This window comes from Pseudomonas sp. Y5-11 (assembly GCF_022368695.1).
GTDB classification, from domain to species: Bacteria; Pseudomonadota; Gammaproteobacteria; order Pseudomonadales; family Pseudomonadaceae; genus Aquipseudomonas; species Aquipseudomonas parakoreensis.
Genome location: NZ_CP058974.1, coordinates 5471247 through 5493843, shown reverse-complemented (window position 1 = coordinate 5493843; position 22597 = coordinate 5471247). Strand labels below are relative to the sequence as shown.

General features: G+C 58.7%; 25 protein-coding genes and 3 pseudogenes. 19 read left to right on the top strand and 9 right to left on the bottom strand.

Annotation, left to right across the window (positions count from 1 at the left end; genetic code table 11):
* Positions 1–250: 250 nt before the first annotated feature.
* The 5 genes and pseudogenes from lnt (at position 251) to HXW87_RS24625 (ending at position 6020) form a co-directional block, all read left to right on the top strand.
* Positions 251–1690: an apolipoprotein N-acyltransferase gene (gene lnt, locus HXW87_RS24645; protein ID WP_134438373.1), complete on the top strand. Its 1440-nt coding sequence runs from the start codon at positions 251–253 to the stop codon at positions 1688–1690.
* 100 nt (positions 1691–1790) lie between these two features.
* Positions 1791–2445, top strand: a pseudogene (locus HXW87_RS24640) (IS5 family transposase); the annotation flags it as partial.
* A gap of 425 nt (positions 2446–2870) precedes the next feature.
* The gene (locus HXW87_RS24635; RefSeq protein ID WP_003282265.1) at positions 2871–3866 is read left to right on the top strand and encodes an IS5-like element ISPsp6 family transposase; all 996 of its coding nucleotides are present in this window, start codon (positions 2871–2873) and stop codon (positions 3864–3866) included.
* 361 nt (positions 3867–4227) lie between these two features.
* Positions 4228–5418: a cytochrome c biogenesis protein CcdA gene (locus HXW87_RS24630; protein ID WP_017246246.1), complete on the top strand. Its 1191-nt coding sequence runs from the start codon at positions 4228–4230 to the stop codon at positions 5416–5418.
* Between the two features lie 17 nt (positions 5419–5435).
* On the top strand, positions 5436–6020 hold the full coding sequence (locus HXW87_RS24625; RefSeq protein ID WP_017246245.1) for a protein-disulfide reductase DsbD domain-containing protein: 585 nt from the start codon (positions 5436–5438) through the stop codon (positions 6018–6020).
* Positions 6021–6177: 157 nt separating this feature from the next.
* On the opposite strand, the gene HXW87_RS24620 is transcribed toward HXW87_RS24625, so the two are convergent.
* The 7 genes and pseudogenes from HXW87_RS24620 to merR all read right to left on the bottom strand — a co-directional run bounded on the left by HXW87_RS24620 (position 6178) and on the right by merR (position 10954).
* Entirely contained in the window at positions 6178–7425 is a 1248-nt protein-coding gene (locus HXW87_RS24620; RefSeq protein WP_023083086.1) for a cytochrome P450, read from the bottom strand.
* Between the two features lie 21 nt (positions 7426–7446).
* A complete protein-coding gene (locus tag HXW87_RS24615) occupies positions 7447–8355 on the bottom strand; it encodes a sterol desaturase family protein (protein ID WP_023083085.1) in 909 nt (302 codons plus the stop codon).
* 68 nt (positions 8356–8423) lie between these two features.
* On the bottom strand, positions 8424–9170 hold the full coding sequence (locus HXW87_RS24610; RefSeq protein WP_023083084.1) for an AraC family transcriptional regulator: 747 nt from the start codon (positions 9168–9170) through the stop codon (positions 8424–8426).
* Positions 9167–9676 carry a signal peptidase II gene (gene lspA / locus HXW87_RS24605; RefSeq protein WP_023083083.1) on the bottom strand — a complete coding sequence of 170 codons (510 nt, stop codon included), beginning with the start codon at positions 9674–9676 and terminating at the stop codon, positions 9167–9169. Before lspA ends, HXW87_RS24610 begins: the two co-directional genes overlap by 4 nt.
* Positions 9673–10020: a DUF3703 domain-containing protein gene (locus tag HXW87_RS24600; protein WP_044727165.1), complete on the bottom strand. Its 348-nt coding sequence runs from the start codon at positions 10018–10020 to the stop codon at positions 9673–9675. Before HXW87_RS24600 ends, lspA begins: the two co-directional genes overlap by 4 nt.
* 163 nt (positions 10021–10183) lie before the next feature.
* Positions 10184–10402, bottom strand: a pseudogene (locus HXW87_RS24595) (recombinase family protein); the annotation flags it as partial.
* Positions 10403–10519: 117 nt separating this feature from the next.
* Positions 10520–10954 carry an Hg(II)-responsive transcriptional regulator gene (merR, locus tag HXW87_RS24590; RefSeq protein WP_000429838.1) on the bottom strand — a complete coding sequence of 145 codons (435 nt, stop codon included), beginning with the start codon at positions 10952–10954 and terminating at the stop codon, positions 10520–10522.
* A gap of 71 nt (positions 10955–11025) precedes the next feature.
* Between merR and merT the strand changes: the two genes are divergently transcribed.
* The 6 genes from merT to merE are packed head-to-tail and all read left to right on the top strand — an operon-like array spanning position 11026 to position 14173.
* A complete protein-coding gene (merT, locus tag HXW87_RS24585) occupies positions 11026–11376 on the top strand; it encodes a mercuric ion transporter MerT (RefSeq protein ID WP_001294667.1) in 351 nt (116 codons plus the stop codon).
* A 15-nt stretch (positions 11377–11391) separates the two neighbouring features.
* Positions 11392–11667 (top strand): mercury resistance system periplasmic binding protein MerP, encoded by a 276-nt coding sequence (merP, locus tag HXW87_RS24580; protein WP_000735441.1) that lies wholly within the window; start codon positions 11392–11394, stop codon positions 11665–11667.
* A 2-nt stretch (positions 11668–11669) separates the two neighbouring features.
* On the top strand, positions 11670–11915 hold the full coding sequence (merF, locus tag HXW87_RS24575; RefSeq protein ID WP_023083081.1) for a mercury resistance system transport protein MerF: 246 nt from the start codon (positions 11670–11672) through the stop codon (positions 11913–11915).
* A complete protein-coding gene (gene merA / locus HXW87_RS24570; RefSeq protein WP_000136268.1) occupies positions 11912–13558 on the top strand; it encodes a mercury(II) reductase in 1647 nt (548 codons plus the stop codon). Before merF ends, merA begins: the two co-directional genes overlap by 4 nt.
* 16 nt (positions 13559–13574) lie before the next feature.
* A complete protein-coding gene (gene merD, locus HXW87_RS24565; RefSeq protein WP_003465059.1) occupies positions 13575–13940 on the top strand; it encodes a mercury resistance co-regulator MerD in 366 nt (121 codons plus the stop codon).
* On the top strand, positions 13937–14173 hold the full coding sequence (gene merE, locus HXW87_RS24560; protein ID WP_001087809.1) for a broad-spectrum mercury transporter MerE: 237 nt from the start codon (positions 13937–13939) through the stop codon (positions 14171–14173). Before merD ends, merE begins: the two co-directional genes overlap by 4 nt.
* 52 nt (positions 14174–14225) lie before the next feature.
* Here the strand turns inward: merE and HXW87_RS24555 are convergent.
* Positions 14226–14660: pseudogene (locus tag HXW87_RS24555) on the bottom strand (recombinase family protein); the annotation flags it as partial.
* Positions 14661–15119: 459 nt separating this feature from the next.
* Here HXW87_RS24555 and HXW87_RS24550 point away from each other — a divergent pair.
* From HXW87_RS24550 to HXW87_RS29520, 3 genes are all read left to right on the top strand, one after another.
* The gene (locus HXW87_RS24550) at positions 15120–15857 is read left to right on the top strand and encodes a HupE/UreJ family protein (protein WP_023083080.1); all 738 of its coding nucleotides are present in this window, start codon (positions 15120–15122) and stop codon (positions 15855–15857) included.
* Positions 15858–15869: 12 nt separating this feature from the next.
* The gene (locus HXW87_RS24545; protein WP_020309260.1) at positions 15870–16532 is read left to right on the top strand and encodes a hypothetical protein; all 663 of its coding nucleotides are present in this window, start codon (positions 15870–15872) and stop codon (positions 16530–16532) included.
* A gap of 68 nt (positions 16533–16600) precedes the next feature.
* Positions 16601–16729: a hypothetical protein gene (locus HXW87_RS29520; RefSeq protein ID WP_255342263.1), complete on the top strand. Its 129-nt coding sequence runs from the start codon at positions 16601–16603 to the stop codon at positions 16727–16729.
* A 423-nt stretch (positions 16730–17152) separates the two neighbouring features.
* Here the strand turns inward: HXW87_RS29520 and HXW87_RS24540 are convergent, their stop codons facing one another.
* Positions 17153–17536 carry a VOC family protein gene (locus HXW87_RS24540; protein ID WP_228381280.1) on the bottom strand — a complete coding sequence of 128 codons (384 nt, stop codon included), beginning with the start codon at positions 17534–17536 and terminating at the stop codon, positions 17153–17155.
* Positions 17537–18130: 594 nt separating this feature from the next.
* Between HXW87_RS24540 and phnC the strand changes: the two genes are divergently transcribed.
* Genes phnC through HXW87_RS24515 form a run of 5 tightly spaced genes read left to right on the top strand, consistent with a single transcriptional unit; the run spans position 18131 to position 22533 of the window.
* Positions 18131–18958 carry a phosphonate ABC transporter ATP-binding protein gene (gene phnC / locus HXW87_RS24535; protein ID WP_003117867.1) on the top strand — a complete coding sequence of 276 codons (828 nt, stop codon included), beginning with the start codon at positions 18131–18133 and terminating at the stop codon, positions 18956–18958.
* On the top strand, positions 18955–19818 hold the full coding sequence (gene phnD, locus HXW87_RS24530; RefSeq protein ID WP_023083079.1) for a phosphate/phosphite/phosphonate ABC transporter substrate-binding protein: 864 nt from the start codon (positions 18955–18957) through the stop codon (positions 19816–19818). Before phnC ends, phnD begins: the two co-directional genes overlap by 4 nt.
* An 8-nt stretch (positions 19819–19826) precedes the next feature.
* Positions 19827–20654 carry a phosphonate ABC transporter, permease protein PhnE gene (phnE, locus tag HXW87_RS24525; RefSeq protein ID WP_003298907.1) on the top strand — a complete coding sequence of 276 codons (828 nt, stop codon included), beginning with the start codon at positions 19827–19829 and terminating at the stop codon, positions 20652–20654.
* Between the two features lie 8 nt (positions 20655–20662).
* On the top strand, positions 20663–21673 hold the full coding sequence (gene ptxD / locus HXW87_RS24520; protein WP_003152798.1) for a phosphonate dehydrogenase PtxD: 1011 nt from the start codon (positions 20663–20665) through the stop codon (positions 21671–21673).
* Positions 21667–22533 carry a LysR family transcriptional regulator gene (locus HXW87_RS24515; protein WP_023083078.1) on the top strand — a complete coding sequence of 289 codons (867 nt, stop codon included), beginning with the start codon at positions 21667–21669 and terminating at the stop codon, positions 22531–22533. The genes ptxD and HXW87_RS24515 overlap by 7 nt, the downstream gene beginning before the upstream one ends.
* Positions 22534–22597: the final 64 nt, after the last annotated feature.

The window sequence follows — 22597 nt, the reverse complement described above, 5'->3', positions numbered from 1 at the left end:
AAGCAGCTCCCAGCTTACGGCGCACCTAGTCGAGTCCAGAAACATTCACTTTGCCACCCTGGCCAGCCGGCCGAATGAATTGACGCAGCTTGATTAAGCGGAGCAAGAAAGCATGAGCCACAGGGTTGATCCTGGATTCGGAGGCGAGAGAGCATTGGGTGATAAGTGCGCGCTACCCTCTAGCCTATACACGGGCGTGCGCTATAAGCCGCTTCTGACAGGGGGGATGGCTCTACTTGCTGGAGGCGCCATGCCGCTTGCCTTTGCCCCTGTGGGCTGGGCATGGCTTGCGGTGATCGCTCTGGCAACATTTTTTGTCCTGACCGCGCAGTCTTCAAGGCGTCAGGCGCTGTGGTCGGCCTACCTCTTTGGCCTTGGCTACTTCGGCGTGGGTGTCTCCTGGGTCTTTATCAGCATTAGCCAGTACGGCAATGGCCCCGTGGTGGCGGTGTTAGTCACGGCGGCCTTTGTCTCGCTGCTCGCCCTCTTTCCATGGGGCGTCGCGTACCTCGTGCGCTGCCTGCGCCCTGAGATGGATGCAATGGCACTCTGGCTAGGGCTACCTGCGGCATGGGTGTTGAGTGAATGGATGCGCACCTGGTTCTTGACCGGCTTTCCCTGGCTCTTCATTGGCTACAGCCAGACCGACACCACACTTGCCACTATCGCTCCCGTCTTTGGCGTGCTTGGCGTGAGTTTACTGGTGGCACTTCTCGCTGGCGGGCTTGCCTGGGTTGTCCAGGGGCCAAGCCTGCGCCGTGCTGCGGTAGTCGGTGCCGTGTTAGTCGCTACCCTCGCCGGCTTGCAACTGCTGGATCGTGAATGGACGCAGCCAGCCGCTGACCCGATCGATGTCGTCCTCTTGCAAGGAAACATCGCGCAAGACAAGAAATGGGACCCGAGATACCGGGACATCACACTTGAGCGCTATCAGGCGCTTACCGCGCAGCATCTCGGAGCCGATATCGTGATCTGGCCAGAAGCGGCAATCCCGATGTGGCATGACCAGGCCAAAGCATATCTTGCTGAGCTTGAGGCGTTAGCCGATCAGGCAGGCACATCGTTAATGATTGGCGTCCCGGTACGCGAGGCGGAGGGCCGTACCTACAACGCCGTGGTAAGCCTCTCCGATCCCTCAGGCTTCTACTACAAACGCCACCTGGTGCCCTTCGGTGAATATGTTCCGTTTCGGGATCTTTTGGGGTCGGCCCTCGACGTGCTCGGGGCGCCCATGTCCGACTTCACACCGGGACGGGAAGCGCACGTCCTGAATGCAGCAGGGGTGCCCGTAGGGGCACTCATCTGCTACGAGGCGGTCTTTGGTGCCGAAGTCACTGAGCTTCTGCCCGAAGCGCAGTTACTGGTGAATGTCAGCAACGATGCCTGGTTCGGCAGCTCGCTCGGCCCCCTCCAGCATTTCCAGATGGCACGCATGCGTGCCATCGAAACCGGACGTGACCTTCTTCGAGCCACGAACACCGGTATCACAGCAGCCATCAATCATGAGGGCAAAGTGCTCAAGCGTGCTCCGCAGTTCGAAGTGGCCACCCTCAGCGCCGAAGTGACACCGCGAACTGGCGCGCCCCCTTATGTGCGCTGGCGGGATTGGCCTGTCCTTGGCCTGACCGCACTCGGACTCGGCCTGCTCCTGCTCCGTCGAATTCGGCAGTATCATCGGTTGGATACATAACGCTTGCCATTCTCACAGCGAGCAGACTCTGTATCGGGTGAGAAGGAAGGGATTTGTCTACATATGGCATTGGCTCGCAGGAAAAAGCTCCAAAGCCGGGCTGGAGAAACATGAGCTGGCTGCCGGCATCCTGGCTGTGATCAACGGCCACCTGGGTGACCACGGCCTGTCGCTGCGCCAAGGCACTATCGTCGATGCCACACTGATCAACGCGCCGAGTTCAACCAAGAACAAGGACGGCAAGCGCGACCCGGAGATGCACCAGACCAAGAAAGGCCAGCAATACTACTTCGGCATGAAGGCGCACATCGGCGTGGATGACGAATCGGGCTTGGTGCACAGCGTGGTGGGCACGGCGGCCAACGTGGCGGATGTCACCCAGGTCGATAAGCTGCTGCACGGCGACGAGAATGTGGTTTGCGCCGACGCTGGTTACACCGGCGTTGAGAAGCGTCCCGAGCATGAGGGGCGTCAGGTGATCTGGCAGGTTGCGGCACGCCGCATCACCTACAAGAAGCTCGATAAGCGCAGCGCGCTATACAAAGCCAAGCGCAAGATCGAGAAGGCCAAAGCCCCAAGTACGCGCCAAGGTCGAGCACCCGTTCCGCGTGATCAAGCGGCAGTTTGGCTATACCAAGGTGCGGTTCCGCGGGCTGGTGAAGAACACCGCTCAGTTGGTCACGCTGTTCGCGCTGTCGAATCTGTGGAAGGCGCGCCGACGGTTACTGACCAACGCGGGAGAGGTGCGCCTGTAATGCGGGGAATGGCCGCCGCGAGGTGCTCGCGGCGGCTAAAAACACAGAAATGAGCGGTGATCTGATCATTTTTGGTCGATTTTCCGCTTTCAAAATCGGCGGAAGCTGAAGTCAGCCAGAAATACATGGCTACTTCAGACCATCCCTAGGGGATTGTTTATAGGCCATTACTTATTCTTGAGAGGACCAGTAGGCTCGGTGCGTGCAGCTGCTCATTGAGCGATTGTGGGCCTCAGCGTGAACAGACTTATATTTAGTTGTTGGCTAGTCGTATGAAAATGGTAAGCCGCTAGGTTTTTAGCATACCCAGAGTGGCACTAACCAAGCATCTGCCTCGCCTGTGTAAAATTCTTTAAGGAGACACTGCATAAATAGCCAGCCGCCCCCACCCTTGGCACACTGAGCCCCCTCAACCAGCCCCCTCCATGAGCTTTGTTACGCGCGTGCAGAAGACCTTCTCCGAACTCGAATATACCGGCAAGAAAAAGCAGACTCGCCGAGATCGCTTCCTGGCTGACCTTGAACAGCTGGTGCCCTGGGCACAAGTGGAGGCGCAAGTGGCGCCGTTCTATAGCGACACCACAGGCAAGCGTGGACGCCCTGCGATTGGGTTGTCGCGCATGCTGCGCATGTATGTCGTGCAGCAGTGTTTCGGTCTCTCCGATGAAGGTACCGAAGATGCCGTCTACGACAGCCAGGCCATTCGTGGTTTCATCGGCATCGACCTGGGCCGTGAGTCGGCACCGGATGCCACTACCTTGTTGCGATTTCGCCGCTTGCTGGAAACCCATCAGCTAACGCGGGTGCTGTTTGAAACGATTAACCAGCATCTGGCCAGCCGGGGTCTGCTGCTCAAGGAAGGCACTATCGTCGACGCTACCCTGATCGCCGCGCCGCCCTCGGTCAAGAACCGAGAAGGTAAGCGTGATCCTGAGATGCATCAGGCCAAGAAAGGCAATCAATGGCACTTCGGGATGAAGGCCCACGTTGGTGTCGACGCCACATCGGGACTCGTGCACAGCGTGGTAGGGACTGCCGCCAACGTGGCGGATGTCACCCAGGTCGATCAGTTGCTGCACGGCGCCGAAACCTATGTTTCGGGTGACGCTGGATACACTGGTGCGGCCAAGCGACCGGAGCATGCTGAACGGGACGTTGTCTGGTCGATTGCAGCACGGCCAAGCAGTTACAAACATCACGGCAAAGACAGCGTGCTGTACCGAGTCAAGCGCAAAGTCGAATACGCCAAGGCGCAGCTGCGTGCCAAGGTCGAGCATCCCTTCCAGGTGATCAAGGTGCGCTTCAATCATCGTAAGGTTCGCTACCGTGGACTGGAAAAGAATACGGCGCAGTTGTTCAGTCTGTTTGGGTTGGCCAATCTGGTACTGGCCAAGCGGTATTTGCAACGGACGGCGGGATAAGTCCGTCCGAAAGGCGGGGCTGGCCCGCTAATCAGCAAAATCAGGGTAGAAATCGGCCCAAGAAACGCAGAATAAGGCCGGTAGGTTGAAAAAACCGGGTTGAAAAAGGGGGGACGGTGAGAATTGGCTAATTGTTCAGCGTCTCCTTAATGTCATCTCAGCTCTTCGCGATGCCTGAAGCCGATGCGATAATCGTTACCGATAGCTGACGTTTGCCAATAACTCAAAGGACGGGGTCTATATGGAGAAGAGATATGAGCACTCAAAAAATCTGCTGTTTAAGTATGCAAGCAGCCAATGGCGGGGTCAGACCGGACGTTCCGGCCAGGAAGGGTGGGAAGGGGCTGGGAATAGCTGAGTGATGGATCAAATTCCCTCTTTACTCATCGCCGGCCAGCTCTTAATGGCGATAGTGGCAGGTTTGCTGCTCAACCTGACGCCCTGCGTTTTGCCTGCAATTCCCATTAAGGTCCGGACCATCTTACGAGAGGCGGGCAGCCAACGATCGCACCGCGTGCTGGCGGCATTGGCGTTCACCGCAGGAACGCTCGCGTTTTTCCTGACGTTGGGCGGACTGACCGCACTTCTGCAGTGGAGCTGGGGCACTTTGTTTCAGTCTGCGGTGTTCGTTGGTGTCCTTGTTGCCTTGATGGTCGGGTTTGCGGTGGTCACCTGGCTGGATTTGCCCATCCCGATCCCGGCGTTCGCCGCCTCGGTCCATGGCCGGCGCTACTTTGAAGCATTCGTATCTGGGTTATTGAGTGCGGTTTTGGCCGCACCCTGCGCCGGTCCTTTCCTTGGTGGAGTCCTAGCCTTTGCCGTTACCCAGCCGACGCCGGTAAGTATGGGGATATTCGGCAGTATCGGGCTGGGGTTGTCGCTGCCCTACGCAGCATTGATGCTCAAACCCGATTGGCTGAGCCGGTTGCCCAAGGCGGGGCCCTGGACCCTGGTCATTAGAGAAGTGCTCGCGTTGGTCTTGCTGGCCGCAGCCGTCTTTTTCAGCGCGAGCCTGGTGCCCAAAGCGGTTTATACCTGGCTATGGTGGTCTTGGCTGGCCCTGGTGCTGGCCTGGGGTGCCCGCCGTTTCGTCCAGGGTAATGGTACCGTGCGTGTGATCACCACAACGGCGGCAGGCCTTGCCCTTGCGATGACTGTGGAATTCGCATCCCCGCTGGGCAACAGCGAAGACGAACTCGTCTGGCAACCCTACTCCGCAAAACTACTGACGGAGACAAAAGCCCAGGGCACACCCTATTTGCTGGAGTTCACCGCCGACTGGTGCATCAACTGCAAGATACTTGAGCGCACGGTCTACCAGGAGGCCGCTGTGGCCGAAGCCGTGCGGCGCACCAAGATGGTGCCCATACAAGTTGACGTGACAGCGAGCAACCCAGAAAAAGATGCGCTATTAACTGCGACCGGCGGGCAGGCCTTACCCTTCGCAGTGGTTGTTGACCGTGACGACACCGTTATCGCCCGTTTCACGGGGCTTTTTGACACCGACAGCTTGGTCGAAGCTATCAATCGCACCGGAAACCCACAACCTTAGATACTGGAGACCCAATCATGGTGATTCGACAAAAAGGATTGCTAGCTGGAGTAGTGGTTTTTGCGATCGCGATCGCTGCGTTCATGTTGATCGACACCAACGGAAACAACCTCGACGCTGCCCAGACTGAACGTGCCGGTCTTGAAGTCCCGGTGCCGACCCGAGCAGGGTTGGCAAATTCCGCTGATAAGGTCCGCCTCACTGTTGCGGGAGGCGCCGCAGCAATGGCGGGAAAGACGGGTGATTTCGTTTTAACACTGAACATTCAACCGGGCTGGCATGTGAATGCAAATCCGGCCTCCATGGAATTCCTGATTCCCACCGTCGTCAGCTCTTCAGTCAACGGCCAGGCGCTTATAATCCCGACGCAGTACCCGCGCGGCCGGGTCAGTGACATTGTGCTGAGTGACACCGCCCTAGAGGTGTATGACGACGGTGCAAGTATTCGGCTGCGGCCCGACGAAAAACAGACCGCCGTGCTGGAAAAGGTAGGCAGGCTCGAAATGATTGTACGGGTGCAGGCCTGCAGTGACGAGGGCATTTGTCTGGCACCGACTGACCTGCCCGTTGCGCTGAATCTGGACGATACCAAGCGACAATAAGTCAGAACGGCCCTCGGAAATGACTCAATTGGGGAATGACTGTGAACAGCTTATTCTGAGTATTCCCCGATTGCCGTGGTTGCGCTGGGCAGCTCAACGCCATGCCCCACCGTTCATATCTTGAGATGGGCGAGACTCGCTTCGTTAAACACCAAACTTACATTGTGATTCGCGCATTCCGCATGACGAAGTGGCTTCGGGGCAGTGCCGGCAATCGGTCCCAGGTGATTGATAGATCCTGTTCGGGAACCTCATATTGGAGCGAGCGAGCCAGGAAGCGAACAGCAACGCTCATCAATGCGACGGCGACGCCTTCACCTGGACAGCGATGGTTAACATGCGGGTCGCCTGGTCCTTGTGGGATGAAGCAGTATGGCGACGGAGAGTTGGATCGAAAGCGCTCAGGCTTGAAACGATCTGCCTCCTCCCAGAGCTGGGAATCGTGATTGGTTCCGTATAAGTCCAGCAGGACTAAGGTGCCCCTGCCAAAGGCAAATCCTTCCCATAGAAAATCTTCTTTCACGCGAGCGCTGATCGCTGGGAAGAAGGGGTAGAAACGCCGCACTTCCTGCACAAAGCAACCTATATCTCTTTCATCTCCCGACTGCAGGTTTCTCAGACAGAACGGGTGCTTGTGCAGCGCTAGCGCTGCAAAGGTTATGAATACAGAGACGGCTACCGTCGGCCGCAGCAGATTTAGTAGTTCCACTGATGCGGTATGTAGATCCAACGGCTGTCCGTGCTGGTCCTTGTAATGGGCGATGCGTTCGAGAGGCGATTGCTCGGGTGTAGGGGGAGCGGCGCGAGTGGACTCGACGAGCTCTGCCGCCCATTGCTCCAATCGGCGACGTGCCTTCCGTGCCTGCCAGTGCTGCAGACCGATCGCGCCGGCGTGCTCATAGAGAGCTGCAAGATCTTGAGTCCATTGTTGAACATCTCTTTCAGCGATTGGAGCACCGGCCCAGTCGCATACGGTGCGGCATAGAATTTCGCGAGCAATCTCGTAGAGGACGATTGACTCACCGGGACGCCAAGTTCGCGCATACTCCCTCCAACGAACCTCGCTCAACTCTGCTAGTTCCTGCACGTTCGCGGGTGTGAGCACTCCCATGAAGAGGGCCTTTCGGTGACGATGCGCATCACCGTCCAAACCTTGGACACCGTCTTGTCCGAATAAGGTTTTTTGCAGTCGCTTGGGCGCAGCGTTCTGGCGAACGAATCGGTCAGGGTCGCAAATCAAGCGAGCAGCTTCGGCACCTGTTAGGCACAGAGTTTTCTGTAATATCAAGCGAGTTTGAAACACAGGCGATTGATGAAACTTACTGCGCGTGGAGATAAATCGGTAGGGATCTCGCAAAAAGGCCCAAGTACTGTCCAATCCGGTGTCACGCGGTATGTTTGGCATTGCTGACTCCACCCGTTCTAGCTACGTGTTGCGGATTTCATCCTGCTCTGAAGAATTGTGACCGGCCGGGTAAGCAGATGTTGGATGAACAGGATCAATAAATTGCCCGAAATAATTTCTGGGGTAGTCCTTTTCATGCAATCCAACCTCAGCCTCGCCCAGCTTCCCGGCGCTGTCGTAGAAGGTTCCAAACATCTGATCCCACACAGTTGAAAACTCACCGAAGTTGACCTGAGCGTCTTCGAAGTCGCGCTTATGGTGCCAACGATGGACCTCAGCAACCCCTAGCACATGCCGCAGCCAACCCACGCTGTAGTCCAGGTTCGAATGCTGAAAGGCCAGATGGACGGTTAGGATCCCAAACCACGTTGCGACTACGGCAGACGGAGCTCCAGATATGAGCAAAACCACCAGCCCCGGCCCGGCCATCAACGCCGCATGCAGAGGATGTCGACGTTCTCCGTTCATCCAGTAGAGCCGCTCAGCGCTGTGATGGATCATGTGAAAGCGCCACAGCCAATGCACCCGGTGGCTGATGCGGTGCATCACATACAGGCTCAAGTCGAGCACGGCGGCGACTAGTAGCAATTGCAGCCACAATGGGCTCTCGATCGGAAAGAGCCGAACCGAAGCCGGTACCGCATCGCCTAACTTAGCCAGAAATTCTGCAGTAAATTGAATGACAGACAGGTTCACCAGCATGTGCAGCAGATCCGTCAGGGTGTCCTGATGATCTTCCAGCCAGGCTCGCCGAAAAGGCTGGATGCGCTCCAAGCCAGCAATGAGTAGCAGCCCCGCCGCGGCGACTATGGGTGTGGTGGGCCAATACGGTATACCTGCATACAGCGCCCAAATCATGAAGGAGGCACAGCCGCCAAACACAAGTGGATAGCTCAGCCACCGTATGGCGAATCGCAAGGGAATAGACATCGCTCAGCTCCTGAGTAGGGAGCCATGACTGTATGTGGGAAGGTCCGCTTTCGGCTTGAACGAAAGAGCTACGACCCCTGAAGATCGACTTCAGCCAGGGCGGAGGAAGGATCGATGCCCAGCAGTGCCCGGAATGTCCGGGAGAAATGTGCCGAGTCAGAAAAGCCCGCCTCATGGGCCGCTTCAGTGAGTAGACCCCCTTTGGCTAGGTGCTGTAGGGCTTGTGTGAGACGTAACCATTTCGCATAGCTGCGCAGCGGCAAGCCTGTCTGTTCCACGAACCAATGGGAAAACCGTGTAGGGGATAAATGCACCAACGCGGCCATTTCTTCGCGCCTCATTTGGCCTCTATGCAGCGCTTCAATCACCTTTGTCAAGCGAGGATCTGGAATCGGTGGATCGGGTAGCCGCAGTGCCTGGCGCACCCCCGTCCTAACCTGGAGAGCGGTATGTCCTGTCTCGCGCAGCATATCGATAATCGCTACTACGTCCGCCGGGGCGATCACGACTACCCTTGCTTCTTCGGTACCCCGCATAGTTGGGGCTTCATCGGATAGTGCATCCAGATAGATCGACAGCACTCGACCAGCACTGATCCGGTGTTTCAGGCCCGCGGCGATGAAGATGGCAGCCCCTGTTTGAATGCCCAACGGGGTTTCAACCGATACAGGTGAATCGAGGCCCACTGAAATCTGATGCGCCTGATGGTGGTGCCACTCCTGGTGGCCGGCACGGCCATGAAAGATGCCGATGCCGGGCCCTATCCAGGCCTGGCCTGCCCAGCGTACGGTATCCGTTGAGAGCGAGCCTTTCATTCGTTGACTCGGCCGGCTTCCGCATTTGGGCTTAGCAAACTGCTCAGGATCAACATGGCGGCGCCACCGACGATAGCAATATCCGCCAGGTTAAACGCAGGCCAATGCCAGGACAGCCAGTAAAAATCCAGGTAGTCGATTACATGGCCTCGAAATGCGCGATCAATCAGATTCCCAACTGCCCCGCCCAAGATAAGGCTATAGCCTAGGGCTTCGCTTTTGGCTCTGCGTTTACGCAATATCAGAGCCAGCACGATCGAAACGACCAAAGCTATGACAATGAAGAAGTAACGCTGCCAACCACCCGCGTCAGCCAGGAAGCTGAACGCTGCACCGGTATTCCAGAAGTGAACCAGGTTGAAGAACGGGGTGAGAGGAATCACGGTGCCGACCGGGAGCGAACCCGTAATTGCGCTTTTCAACGCTAGGTCGGCCGAGGCAATGGCTAGCGATAGCATCCACCAGAACCCAGGAGCAACAAGAGGTGATCTAGGAGACGACCTCATTGCATTTCTCCTTGAAGAAGTCGCTGCAGCTCCGGTGAAATAGGCATCGGCGCAAAAGCACTGACCCTGGCGCGCCCGCTGTTTCCGAGCGGCACCCAGATCTTCGAGAACAGCAGGGCCGCCATGATTCGCGGTACTTGGCTGAGCACCTTTCGTAAGTCGCGCAACTGCCAGCCGGCCCTCAGCATCAGCCAATGGCTCTGAGCATGAAGAATAGGCATTCGCTGGCTCAATATGTGGGCTCGCTCCAGCCAGGAGAAAGCCTCGGTTGGCGCCTCTTCATTAAGTGCTTTCCTAGCCTGGAAGAAGGCCTCATCAATGGCAATGCTGAGAGCGGTATTCATCTGGATCTCACTTACGCAGTAGATGCCCGAGTGAACACCCTATAGCTGCTATAGGGTCAAGCGCTATGGGCGATTCAAGACGACGCAAAAATGACTTTATGCCGGATTACGAAAGAGGTTTGTGGGGTTTGGGGAGCAATGGAACCAAAAACCAACGTAAGCCCTACCACCTGCGCTCGGTGCCTTCTTCCCAGGCATCCGCCTCGATGAAGCAGTTGCGCATGTCGGCTTCCTGGCTGATCTCGGTCAGCAGGTCGTGCACGGTCTTGTCCAGCTCGTCGTCGCTTCGATACGAAATGGCCAACTCGTAGTGGCCCGACTCCAGCCGTTTCATGCCGTAGGGTTCCAGGCAGTAGCGCTCGATGTTCTCCTTGGCCCGTTTGTCACTTTCAGAAGGCGACAGCACGAAATATCAAAAGTCGACCGCACGGTCTTTTCTGACGTTGGAGTCGCCTCAGAAAACGGAAAATAAAGCACGCTAAGGCGTAGTTCCCTCGGGCTACACCGCGTCCGCACTGCGCGGTTCTTTCTTCCCTTGCAGTGACGCAATCAGCGGGCAGGAAACGTTCCCCTTCCGCGCATGGCAGGCGCACACCAAATCAGACAGCACGGCCTCCATGCGCGCCAGGTCAGCCATCCTCTCGCGCACGTCCTTGAGCTTGTGCTCGGCCAGGCTGCTGGCTTCCTCGCAATGGGTGCCATCCTCCAGCCGCAGCAGCTCGGCGATCTCATCCAGGCTGAAGCCCAACCGCTGGGCTGATTTCACGAAGCGCACCCGCGTTACATCCGTCTCGCCATAGCGGCGAATGCTGCCGTAAGGCTTGTCCGGTTCCGGGAGCAAGCCCTTGCGCTGATAGAACCGGATGGTCTCCACATTGACCCCGGCCGTCCTGGCGAAAACGCCAATGGTCAGGTTCTCCAAATTGTTTTCCATATCGCTTGACTCCGTACATAACTACGGAAGTAAGCTTAAGCTATCCAATTCAGATTCGAAAGGACAAACGTATGTCTGAACCTCAAAACGGGCGCGGCGCGCTCTTCACTGGCGGGCTGGCCGCCATCCTCGCCTCGGCTTGCTGCCTCGGGCCGCTGGTTCTGATCGCCTTGGGGTTCAGCGGCGCTTGGATCGGCAACTTGACGGTGTTGGAACCCTATCGCCCCATCTTTATCGGCGTGGCGCTGGTGGCGTTGTTCTTCGCCTGGCGGCGCATCTACCGGCCGTCAGCCGCCTGCAAACCGGGTGAGGTTTGCGCGATTCCCCAAGTGCGAGCTACTTACAAGCTCATTTTCTGGGGCGTGGCCGTGCTGGTTTTGGTCGCGCTCGGATTTCCCTACGTCGTGCCATTTTTCTATTGATCACAGGAGTTCACCATGAAAAAGCTGCTTTCCGCCCTTGCCCTCGCTGCCGTTGTTGCCCCCGTGTGGGCCGCCACCCAGACCGTTACGCTGTCCGTACCGGGCATGACCTGCTCGGCCTGTCCGATCACTGTCAAGAAGGCGATTTCCAAGGTCGATGGCGTCAGTAAAGTTGACGTGACCTTCGAGACGCGCGAAGCGGTGGTCACCTTCGATGATGCCAAGACCAGCGTGCAGAAACTGACCAAGGCTACCGAGGATGCGGGCTACCCATCATCAGTCAAGAACTGATCATGAAAGACCCGAAGACACTGCTGCGGGTCAGCATCATTGGCACAACCCTCGTGGCGCTGTGTTGCTTCACCCCTGTTCTGGTCATTTTGCTCGGTGTGGTCAGCTTGTCCGCGCTGACCGGCTATCTGGACTATGTGCTGCTGCCTGCGCTGGCGATTTTCATCGGCTTGACCATCTACGCCATCCAACGAAAACGCCAAGCCGATGCCTGCTGCACCCCGAAATTCAATGGAGTAAAAAAATGACCGAAATCACCGTGAATGGCATGACCTGCACATCCTGCGCCACCCATGTCAAAGATGCTTTGGAAAAGATTCCCGGCGTGAATGCCGCTGTGGTGTCCTATCCAGAAAGCCGCGCGCAAGTCATGGCAGACACCGCCGTGAGCCACAACCAACTGCTGGCCGCCATCGCCGCATTGGGTTATCAAGGCTCGATCCGGGTTGGTGATTTCAAAGATGAACCAAAAATCCGTGATGCACTTGAGGGCGCCGGTTTGCATATCGCCATCATTGGCAGCGGCGGGGCCGCGATGGCGGCGGCGCTGAAGGCCGTCGAGCAAGGCGCGACGGTCACGCTGATCGAACGCGGCACCATCGGCGGCACCTGCGTCAATATCGGCTGTGTGCCGTCCAAGATCATGATCCGCGCTGCCCATATTGCCCATCTGCGCCGGGAAAGTCCGTTCGACGGCGGTATTGCGGCAACTGTGCCTGCGATTGACCGCAGCAAACTGCTGGCCCAGCAGCAGGCCCGTGTCGATGAACTGCGGCACGCCAAATACGAAGGCATCCTGGACGGCAATCCAGCCATCACCGTTTTGCACGGTGAAGCGCGTTTCAAGGACGACCAGAGCCTGGTCGTCCGTTTGAACGAGGGTGGCGAGCGCGAGGTAACGTTCGACCGCTGCCTGGTCGCCACCGGTGCCAGTCCGGCCGTGCCGCCGATTCCGGGCCTGAAAGAGTCACCCTACTGGACTTCCACCGAAGCGCTTGTCAGCGACACCATTCCCGCACGCCTGGCCGTGATCGGTTCGTCGGTGGTGGCGTTGGAACTGGCGCAAGCCTTTGCCCGGCTCGGCAGCCAGGTCACGATCCTGGCACGCAGCACCTTGTTCTTCCGGGAAGACCCGGCCATCGGCGAGGCCGTGACAGCCGCTTTCCGCGCCGAGGGCATCGAGGTGCTGGAGCACACGCAAGCCAGCCAGGTCGCCCATGTGAACGGCGAATTCGTGCTGACCACCGGACACGGTGAATTGCGCGCTGACAAGTTGCTGGTTGCCACCGGTCGGGCACCGAATACGCGCAGCCTCGCGCTGGACGCGGCGGGGGTCACTGTCAATGCGCAAGGGGCCATCGTTATCGACCAAGGCATGCGCACGAGCAACCCGAACATCTACGCGGCCGGCGACTGCACCGACCAGCCGCAGTTCGTCTACGTGGCAGCGGCCGCCGGCACCCGTGCCGCGATCAACATGACCGGCGGCGACGCAGCCCTCAATCTGACCGCGATGCCGGCAGTGGTGTTCACCGACCCGCAAGTCGCCACCGTGGGCTACAGCGAGGCGGAAGCGCACCACGATGGCATCGAGACCGACAGTCGCACGCTGACACTCGACAACGTTCCGCGAGCGCTTGCCAACTTCGACACACGCGGCTTCATCAAGCTGGTCATCGAGGAAGGTAGCGGACGGCTCATCGGCGTGCAGGCGGTGGCCCCGGAAGCGGGCGAACTGATCCAGACGGCGGTGCTCGCCATCCGCAACCGCATGACGGTGCAGGAACTGGCCGACCAGTTGTTCCCCTACCTGACAATGGTCGAGGGGTTGAAGCTTGCGGCGCAGACCTTCAACAAGGACGTGAAGCAGCTTTCCTGCTGCGCTGGATAAAAAAAGGAGGTTTTCAATGAGCGCCTACACCGTGTCCCGGCTGGCCCTTGATGCCGGGGTGAGCGTGCATATCGTGCGCGACTACCTGCTGCGCGGATTGCTGCGTCCGGTGGCGTGCACCCCGGGCGGCTATGGCCTGTTCGATGATGCCGCCTTGCAACGGCTGTGCTTCGTGCGGGCGGCCTTCGAGGCGGGCATCGGCCTGGACGCGCTGGCGCGGCTGTGCCGGGCGCTGGATGCTGCGGACGGCGATGAAGCGGCCGCGCAGCTTGCCGTTCTGCGCCAGTTCGTCGAGCGTCGGCGCGAAGCGTTGGCCGATCTGGAGGTGCAGTTGGCCACCATGCCGACCGAGCCGGCACAGCACGCGGAGAGTCTGCCATGAACAGCCCCGAGCGCTTGCCGTCCGAGACGCACAAACCGATCACCGGCTACCTGTGGGGCGCGCTGGCCGTGCTCACCTGTCCCTGCCATTTGCCGATTCTCGCCATTGTGCTGGCCGGCACGACGGCCGGCGCGTTCATCGGAGAGTACTGGGGTATCGCAGCCCTCACGCTGACCGGTTTGTTCGTCCTGTCTGTGACACGACTGCTGCGGGCCTTCAAAGATCGATCATGAGCGCTTCCCATTGAGACAAACCACGCTGTCGCTACGTTGCCTCATGCCGGCATCAAATTCGGCTGAGTAGCTTCTCGCCATCTGGACGTAGCTCACCCTTGGGTGAAACATGCCGATACAGGGTCTGCCGCGTGACGCCAAGTTCCTGGCACAGGTCGCCGACCTTGGTCTCTGGCTGACCCATTGCCGCCATCGCCAGCCGCAGCTTGGCGGCGGTCATCTTGAACGGCCGGCCGCCTTTCCGCCCGCGCGCGCGGGCCGAGGCTAGGCCGGCAATCGTGCGCTCCGCGATCAACTCGCGCTCGAACTCGGCCAGGGCGGCGAAGATGCCAAAGACCAGCTTGCCGGCGGCGGTCGTGGTGTCGATGGCCGCGCCGTGCCCGGTTAATACCTTCAAGCCGATGCCGCGCCCAGTCAGGTCGTGCACGGTGTTGATGAGATGTCGCAGGTCGCGTCCGAGCCGATCCAGTTTCCACACGACCAGTGTAAACCGGCCGTTGTCGTCGGGCGGCCAGCCGAATCTGCAATCGAAGACACATCATGCTCAGTAAACCGGTCAGCGCTCAGTTAACGTTTGTCCTTGCCCTCGTCATGCTAATGGCATGGGCCGGGCATAGCGCCGCACTTGGCCCTGGGGTGAGCCAAGGTGGGTGGAACGGCGGGGACCATGCTCATGCTCATTCCCAAAGCACGGGTATTTCGGTCTGTGCCAGATGCGCGGATCACTACCACTCCACGCTTACCGCCGACCACGTGCACGAAACGCCATACCTGAGTACGCTTCTCACCGTCAGTACGCTGCCAGAGCGTCCGCAGCCGATAGAAGCCACGCGCTACGTCATCCCTCCCAGTCCGATCTTCCTGATCGAGCGGCCACCACGCCCAAGATTCGCACTCTGACAACGGCCGCTATGCGGCCAATACCACTGTCACGTAGGACTCAACTATGCATTCGCTATCCATGTGCGATATGGGCGCATTTTCCGCGCGCCCAAACCGCTCGCTAATACTGCTGCTCTTGTTCACCGCATTGCTATTTCTCGGCATGCCTGACGCGCTGGCCCACGCTGTTGCCGAGGGCGACAAGGGCTTTATCCAGGAAAGCTCCGGGGTGATGGTGCTGCCGTTCATCTACATGGGCGCCAAGCACATGATCACCGGCTACGACCATCTGTTGTTTCTCTTTGGGGTGATCTTCTTTCTCTACCGCCTGAAAGACGTGGGGCTCTACGTCACCCTGTTCGCCGTGGGCCACACCGTGACGCTGCTGCTCGGTGTATTGGCGGAAATCACCATCAGCTCCTATGTGATCGACGCCATCATCGGTTTCTCGGTGGTGTACAAGGCCCTGGATAACCTGGGCGCCTTCCAGCGCTGGTTCGGCCACCAGCCGAACACCAAAGCGGCCACGTTGATTTTCGGTTTGCTGCATGGCTTCGGCCTGGCAACCAAAATCCAGGAGTACGAGATCTCCGCGGATGGCCTGGTCGCCAACCTAATCGCCTTCAACGTCGGAGTCGAAATTGGCCAGCTACTGGCGCTGAGCGCCATTTTGATCGTCATGGGCTACTGGCGACGAACCGCCAGCTTCTGGCGCCATGCCTACACCGCTAACGTCGCCATGATGAGCGCCGGTTTCCTCTTGATGGGTTACCAGCTCACCGGCCTGATCGTCTCTCAGTAAGGAATTCTCAGCATGTTCAATACCAAGCTTCCAACCCAGTGTGAATTGCCAACCAGCCGCCAGCTGCTGCGCTCCACTGTGATCGCCGTGGGTGTTGCCGCAGCGTTACTGGTCACCGTAGTGATGCCTTCTGAATATGCCATCGACCCCACGGGCGTCGGCCGTGTACTTGGCCTGACTCAGATGGGTGAAATGAAAGAAATTCTCGCCGAAGAAGCGGCTGCGGATGCAGCTGTCCCGCCAGCAGCGGCCCCGGTCGTACAAGCCCCCGCGTCTAGTCAGGTGGCGCCTCAGGAGCAAGTTGCGGCAGCAACTGTGGCTGAGCCGGTTGCAGAGCCGCAGCCCGCCCTGAAGTCCGATGAAGTGACTGTCACGCTGAAGCCGGGCGAGGCCAGTGAAATTAAGCTGGAGATGCTGGACAAGGCCACGGTCAGCTACGAGTGGGCAACCGATGGCGTTCCGGTCAATCACGACACCCATGGCGAGCCCTATAACGGCCCGAAGGGCTATTACCACAGCTACAGCAAGGCCAAGCAGGTCAAAGGTGATAAAGGCGAATTCACTGCCATTTTCGACGGCACCCACGGCTGGTTCTGGCGAAACCGTAGCAACCGTGACGTGACGATTACGCTCAAGACCAAGGGTGAGTACCTGAGCGTCAAACGCGTTATCTAAGAGAAATAGCCCCAGCGTCATGGGCGCCGGGGCTTTTACATCCCTGATCGATATTGAAGGAATACATCATGACGAATTCAATTACGCTGAGCCGCTCCCTGCTGCTGGTTTGTTTACTAGGTCTGCTGTCGGCATGTGGCGGCAGCGAGCCGGAGACGCAAGCTGAAGTCGAAAGTCACGGTCATTCTCACGACTAAGAGGCGGAAAGTTGTCTTGTTACGTGCAATGACTCGCTAATCGCTTGCACGTAACAATTGGTAAGTTTTAGGCGCCGGCCACATCATATCTAAGATCTGTTAAGTGGCTGCTTTTGGCCGAAAGCGGTCGTCTAGTACTGTAACTCCTCGTACTGGCCGGTAGCGTATCAAGTGGCATCGTTCAGCTAACGAAGCGTTCCGAGTCGACCCCGAACCAGAAACGGCATGAGATTTACCGGGGTGACGCCAGCCGGGGCATGCCAGCGAATATCGCCGAAGGGGTCAAAAGGAGCTAAGACGATTTGGTCACTAAGTGCAGGATATATCGGATTGCTATCTTGAGTAGCTAATACATGTTTGTTTGGTCGCTTGTTCATATAAATGATTCATCTATATAGAGGCGACCAAGACTTAGTGGTAACGCTAACCGCCACACTGGTTATCGTCGAAATAGACAAAGGCCAACTTGTTGCCGTCAGGATCACGAACATAGGCTGCGTAGAATCCCGTTCCGTACTCAGGTCTGGGGCCAGGAGAGCCTTCGTCAGTACCTCCGTTCTCAAGCGCGAGTTCAAAGAGTCGCCCTATTAGCGCTGGGCTCTCCGTGAGTAACGCCGTCATGGTTCCATTGCCGGGGCATGCTTCCTCTTGGTTATAAGGAAGACAAGCGTGAAAGGTGGGGGTCCGGTTGCCCGGAACTCCCCAAGCAACCGATCGCTCGTCCCTCCACGAAATTTCCAACCCCATTGCTGAGAATATAGGTTCGTAGAAACGCGCTGAACGGTTCAGATCGGTCGTTCCGACCATTGTATATGCAATCATCCTTCCCTCCCAATCTCGCTGAAAAAAGGAGTAATAACCGAAGTGTAAAAAGCGCTGGTCATATGACATTTAGCCGAAGGCGTTCTCTTCAAGGCATCGAAGCAGATACCGCGCATGATCAGTCTACTGAGGAAACATCATTCAAGACTAGCGCGGCGTTGCTAGAAGAATAAGCGGCTTGCGCTAGCATTAAGCTGGGCGCGACAACAGACATCTAGTTGGGCGGCACCTGAAGGTTTCGACCAGCCACATAACGGCCTGGGTCAATCGACGGGCAAGAGTAGAATGTCTCCTATAGTCCGCTAGTGTGCGCTCTCTTGCTTGGATGGCATTACGTTCTGGCCCAACGTTACTGTAGCGAATCCGCAGCAGTATCAATCAAAGCCTCCTGTATCCCGCGTGAAGAAAGACGCTACGTTGCGCCCGTTCTTCCACGGCTTCGCTTGCCGCCCCGCTACGGCAGATTCGAAGCATTCATCGAAATGTCATCATTTAGAAGCAGTGCGTTAACAAGGAATTTCTACCCTTTGCATCGCGAACCGCAATTGTGCGGCCAGCAATATTGCGAAAGGTGATCAAATGACGCCCCATCCGATACAGGACGCCGTGCTGCGGGTCGACCGGTTGAGCGTCGTCTACCCAGGCGGCGTGACAGCCCTACGCGATACCTCGATTGCATTTCGGCGTGGTGAGTTCACCGTGCTGCTTGGTCTCTCGGGCGCAGGCAAGTCGACCTTGCTCCGTAGCCTCAATCGACTCGTCACGCCCACTCGCGGCAGTGTCACCAGCGAGCTCGGTGAGCTCGGCAGCGGCTCGGCCTTGCGTCAGCATCGTCGGCGTACCGCCATGATCTTTCAGCACCACCAGCTAATCGAACGTCAAAGCGCACTGGCTAATGTGCTTACCGGTCGGCTGGCCTTTCACAACACGCTCCGCTCGCTGTTTCCTCTGCCGCGTGCCGATCAGGAGATTGCGCTCAGTTGCCTCGCTCGGGTCGGTCTGGCAGACAAGGCGCTAAGCCGGGTGGACAAACTGTCCGGTGGCCAGCAGCAGCGGGTAGGCATCGCGCGTGCGCTAGCGCAACAGCCCGCGATCATTCTTGCCGATGAGCCGGTAGCCAGTCTCGACCCGGCCACTTCGGTCCGTGTTCTCGGACTGCTGCGCGACATCTGCAAGGAAGACGGCATCACCGCCATCGTTTCGCTGCATCAACTCGAATATGCCCGCCGCTTCGCCGATCGCGTCGTCGGGCTGGCCGATTCTCAGATCGTTTTCGATGCCGCGCCCTCGGAACTCACCGATGCGCAGCTTGAGCGCATCTATGCAGGCCGCTCTACGACTCAGCCAGCAACTGCTCCGGCTGAAACCCCTGTCATGCTCGCACCTTCACTGGAGATGTCCCGATGAAACGCTTATCCGCTCTCTTATTGACCTGTTTGCTGTCCGCTGTTTCAAGTCTGTCCGCCGTAGCGGCCGATGCCGATCCGGATGTGCTAAAGGTTGCGCTGCTGCCGGACGAAAACGCCTCGGAGTTGATCAAGCGAAACCAGCCGCTGAAGGATTATCTGGAAGAGCATCTGGACAAGAAGGTGCAGCTGATCGTAACCACCGACTATTCCTCGATGATTGAGGCGATGCGCTTTGGCCGTATCGACCTGGCGTATTTCGGTCCGCTGTCCTACGTCATGGCCAAAAGCAAAAGCGACATCGAGCCCTTCGCTGCCATGGTCATCGACGGCAAGCCGACCTATCGCTCAGTGATTATCGCCAATGTGGCGTCAGGCGCGAATGAGTATGCCGACCTTAAGGGCAAGAAGATGGCCTATGGTGACCGGGCATCGACGTCCAGCCATCTGATTCCCAAAACCGTGCTTCTTGAGACGGCCGAGCTGACGGGTGGGCAGGACTACGAACAACATTTTGTGGGCACGCATGACGCCGTTGCCGTCAACGTGGCGAACGGAAACGCCGATGCGGGTGGGCTGTCGGAGGTAATTTTCAATCAAGTAGCCGAACGTGGCCTAATCGATCCGAGCAAGGTGAAAGTACTTGGTTACAGCGGCGAATATCCCCAATACCCCTGGGCGATGCGCTCGAACCTGAGCCCCGAGCTGAAAACCAAGGTGCGGGATGTATTCGTCGGTATCGACGATCCCGAAGTGCTGCGCAACTTCAAAGCCGAGGCCTTCGCGCCAATCACCGACGCCGACTACGATGTGATTCGCAACATGGGATCGCTGCTCGGCCTCGACTTCGCCACGATGTGAGCACCGATATGTCTACTCATCATGACGTGCAGGCGCTGCCTGCAGAGCAACGCGAGCACATCCTTCGAGGCTTCGGCCTCGGTTGGTGGCGCCAGCTGGGGCAGGTGGCAATTGTACTCGGAGTGGTGCTGTTGGCCTGCTGGTACGTGGGGCTGCTCGATGCCACCACGCTGCTGAACGGGCTGCCCTCCATCGCGACCCTGGCAGGCGAGGCCATGCCGCCAGACTTTTCGGGCTATCGAAGCTGGATTCGCCCGTTGATCGACACGCTGGCGATGAGCATCGCCGGCACGGCCATCGCAGTGGTGTTCTCGCTGGTGGTGGCCTTCGTTGCAGCGCGCAATACGGCGCCGCACCCCCTTGTGTTCGGTGTTGCCCGGGTGCTGCTCAATGCCCTGCGGTCGGTGCCGGAGCTGATCATGGGCATCATCTTCGTTGCAGCCGTAGGGTTCGGCGCCTTGCCGGGCGTGCTTGCCCTGGGTCTGCATTCGATCGGCATGGTCGGCAAGTTCTTCGCCGAGGCCATCGAGCACGTCGACGAAGCGCCGGTGGAAGCCGCTCGGGCGGCGGGGGCTACGCCGATGCAAGTGCTGCTGCACGCGGTTTTGCCACAGGTGACTCCACAGTTCGCCGACGTGGCGATCTACCGCTGGGAATACAACTTTCGCGCCTCCACCGTGATGGGCATGGTTGGCGCCGGCGGTATCGGCTTCGAACTCATGGGCTCGCTGCGCATCATGCAGTACCAGGAGGTTGCAGCAATCCTGCTGGTCATCCTGGCCATGGTCACGCTAGTAGACGCCTTCAGTGGCGTGCTGCGCAAACGTTTCAAATAGGACAAACCATGCTGCCGAAACTCGTTATAACTCACCGAGTACACGATGAGATCCTGCAACTGCTGGCGCCACATTGCGAGCTGATGACCAACCAGAGCGACAGCACGCTGACGCGCGAGGAAATTCTGCGCCGCTGCCGCGATGCTCAGGCGATGATGGCGTTCATGCCCGATCGGGTCGATGCAGAATTTCTCCAAGCCTGCCCCGAGCTGCGTGTGGTCGGCTGCGCGCTCAAGGGCTTCGACAATTTCGATGTGGACGCCTGTACTGCCCGCGGGGTCTGGTTGACCTTCGTGCCTGATCTGTTGACGGTCCCGACTGCCGAGCTGGCGATCGGACTGGCGGTGGGGCTGGGGCGGCATCTGCGCGCAGCAGATGCGTTCGTCCGCTCTGGCGAGTTCCAGGGCTGGCAACCACAGTTCTACGGCACGGGGCTGGATAACGCGACGGTCGGCATCCTTGGCATGGGCGCCATCGGACAGGCCATGGCTGAGCGCTTGCAGGGATGGGGCGCGACCCTGCAGTACCACGAGGCGAAGGCTCTGGATACACAAACCGAGCAACGGCTCGGCCTGCGCCAGGTGGCGTGCAGCGAACTCTTCGCCAGCTCGGACTTCATCCTGCTGGCGCTTCCCTTGAATGCCGATACTGAGCATCTGGTCAACGCCGAGCTGCTTGCCCTCGTACGGCCGGGCGCTCTGCTTGTAAACCCCTGTCGTGGTTCGGTAGTGGATGAAGCCGCCGTGCTCGCGGCGCTTGAGCGAGGCCAGCTCGGCGGGTATGCGGCGGATGTATTCGAAATGGAAGACTGGGCTCGCGCGGACCGGCCGCGGCTGATCGATCCTGCGCTGCTCGCGCATCCGAATACGCTCTTCACTCCGCACATAGGGTCGGCAGTGCGCGCGGTGCGCCTGGAGATTGAACGTTGTGCAGCGCAGAGCATCATCCAGGCGTTGGCAGGTGCGCGCCCAATCAACGCTGCGAACCGTCTGCCCCAGGCCGAGCCTGCCGCATGTTGAATCCGGTCTGGCTGAAGAGCCTGGTAGCGATCGTTCAAACAGGCAGTTTTCAGAGCGCGGCGAGGGCGTTGGGGCTGGCCCAGCCGACGGTGTCGCAGCACTTGCAGAAGCTTGAAGAGCAGGTCGGCGTAACGCTGGTGCAGCGCAGTCGTAGCGGCTGCCAGCCTACCACACGTGCGCTGGCCTTCATGCCGCATGCGACCGCCTTGCTCGACATGCACGCCCGGGCGCTAGAAGCCCTGCATGGAAATAGTGAGCGCGTCGGGGCCAGCTCCAACATCGGCACCTACCTTCTCCAGCCATTCGTGCGCAGCTATCTGACGACCGCAAATGAGAGGGGCGAGGTGGATCTGCGCATCGCCGCCAACCCGGATGTGGCCGACCAGCTACTGGCGGGCCAGCTCGACGCCGCGATCATGGAATGGTGGCTACCTCACCCCGACTTCGAACACCGCCTCTGGCGGGTCGAGCCGCTGGTACTTATCGTCAGCCCCGACCATCCGCTGGCTGAAGCAGGGTGCATAGAACGCGATCGTCTGGTGGACCTGCCGATGCTGGGAGGTGAACCGGGTAGCGGTACCGGACGGCTTCTGACCGAATACTTTGGCGAGCTGGGCGTGCCTCGCAGCGGTATGCAGCTAGGCAGCACCGAGGCAGTCAAACAAGCAGTCAGGGCGGGACTCGGCGTGTCGTTGGTGATGGCTTCCGCAGTACAAGACGAAGTTCGCAGTGGCGCGCTGGTAGCTCTTCCCATCCCGGGGCTTGAAAAGCGTCTCCAACTGATCTGGCGCAAACCGCCCGGAAATCTGCACCCGCCGGGATTTGTGCGGCACTTATTGGCCGATTGTTGCCTGTCGTGACCGGCAGCTCCGGGTCGATTTCAGCCTGTTACGACTGGCCGCTTGTGGCGAATTCCTTGGAGCG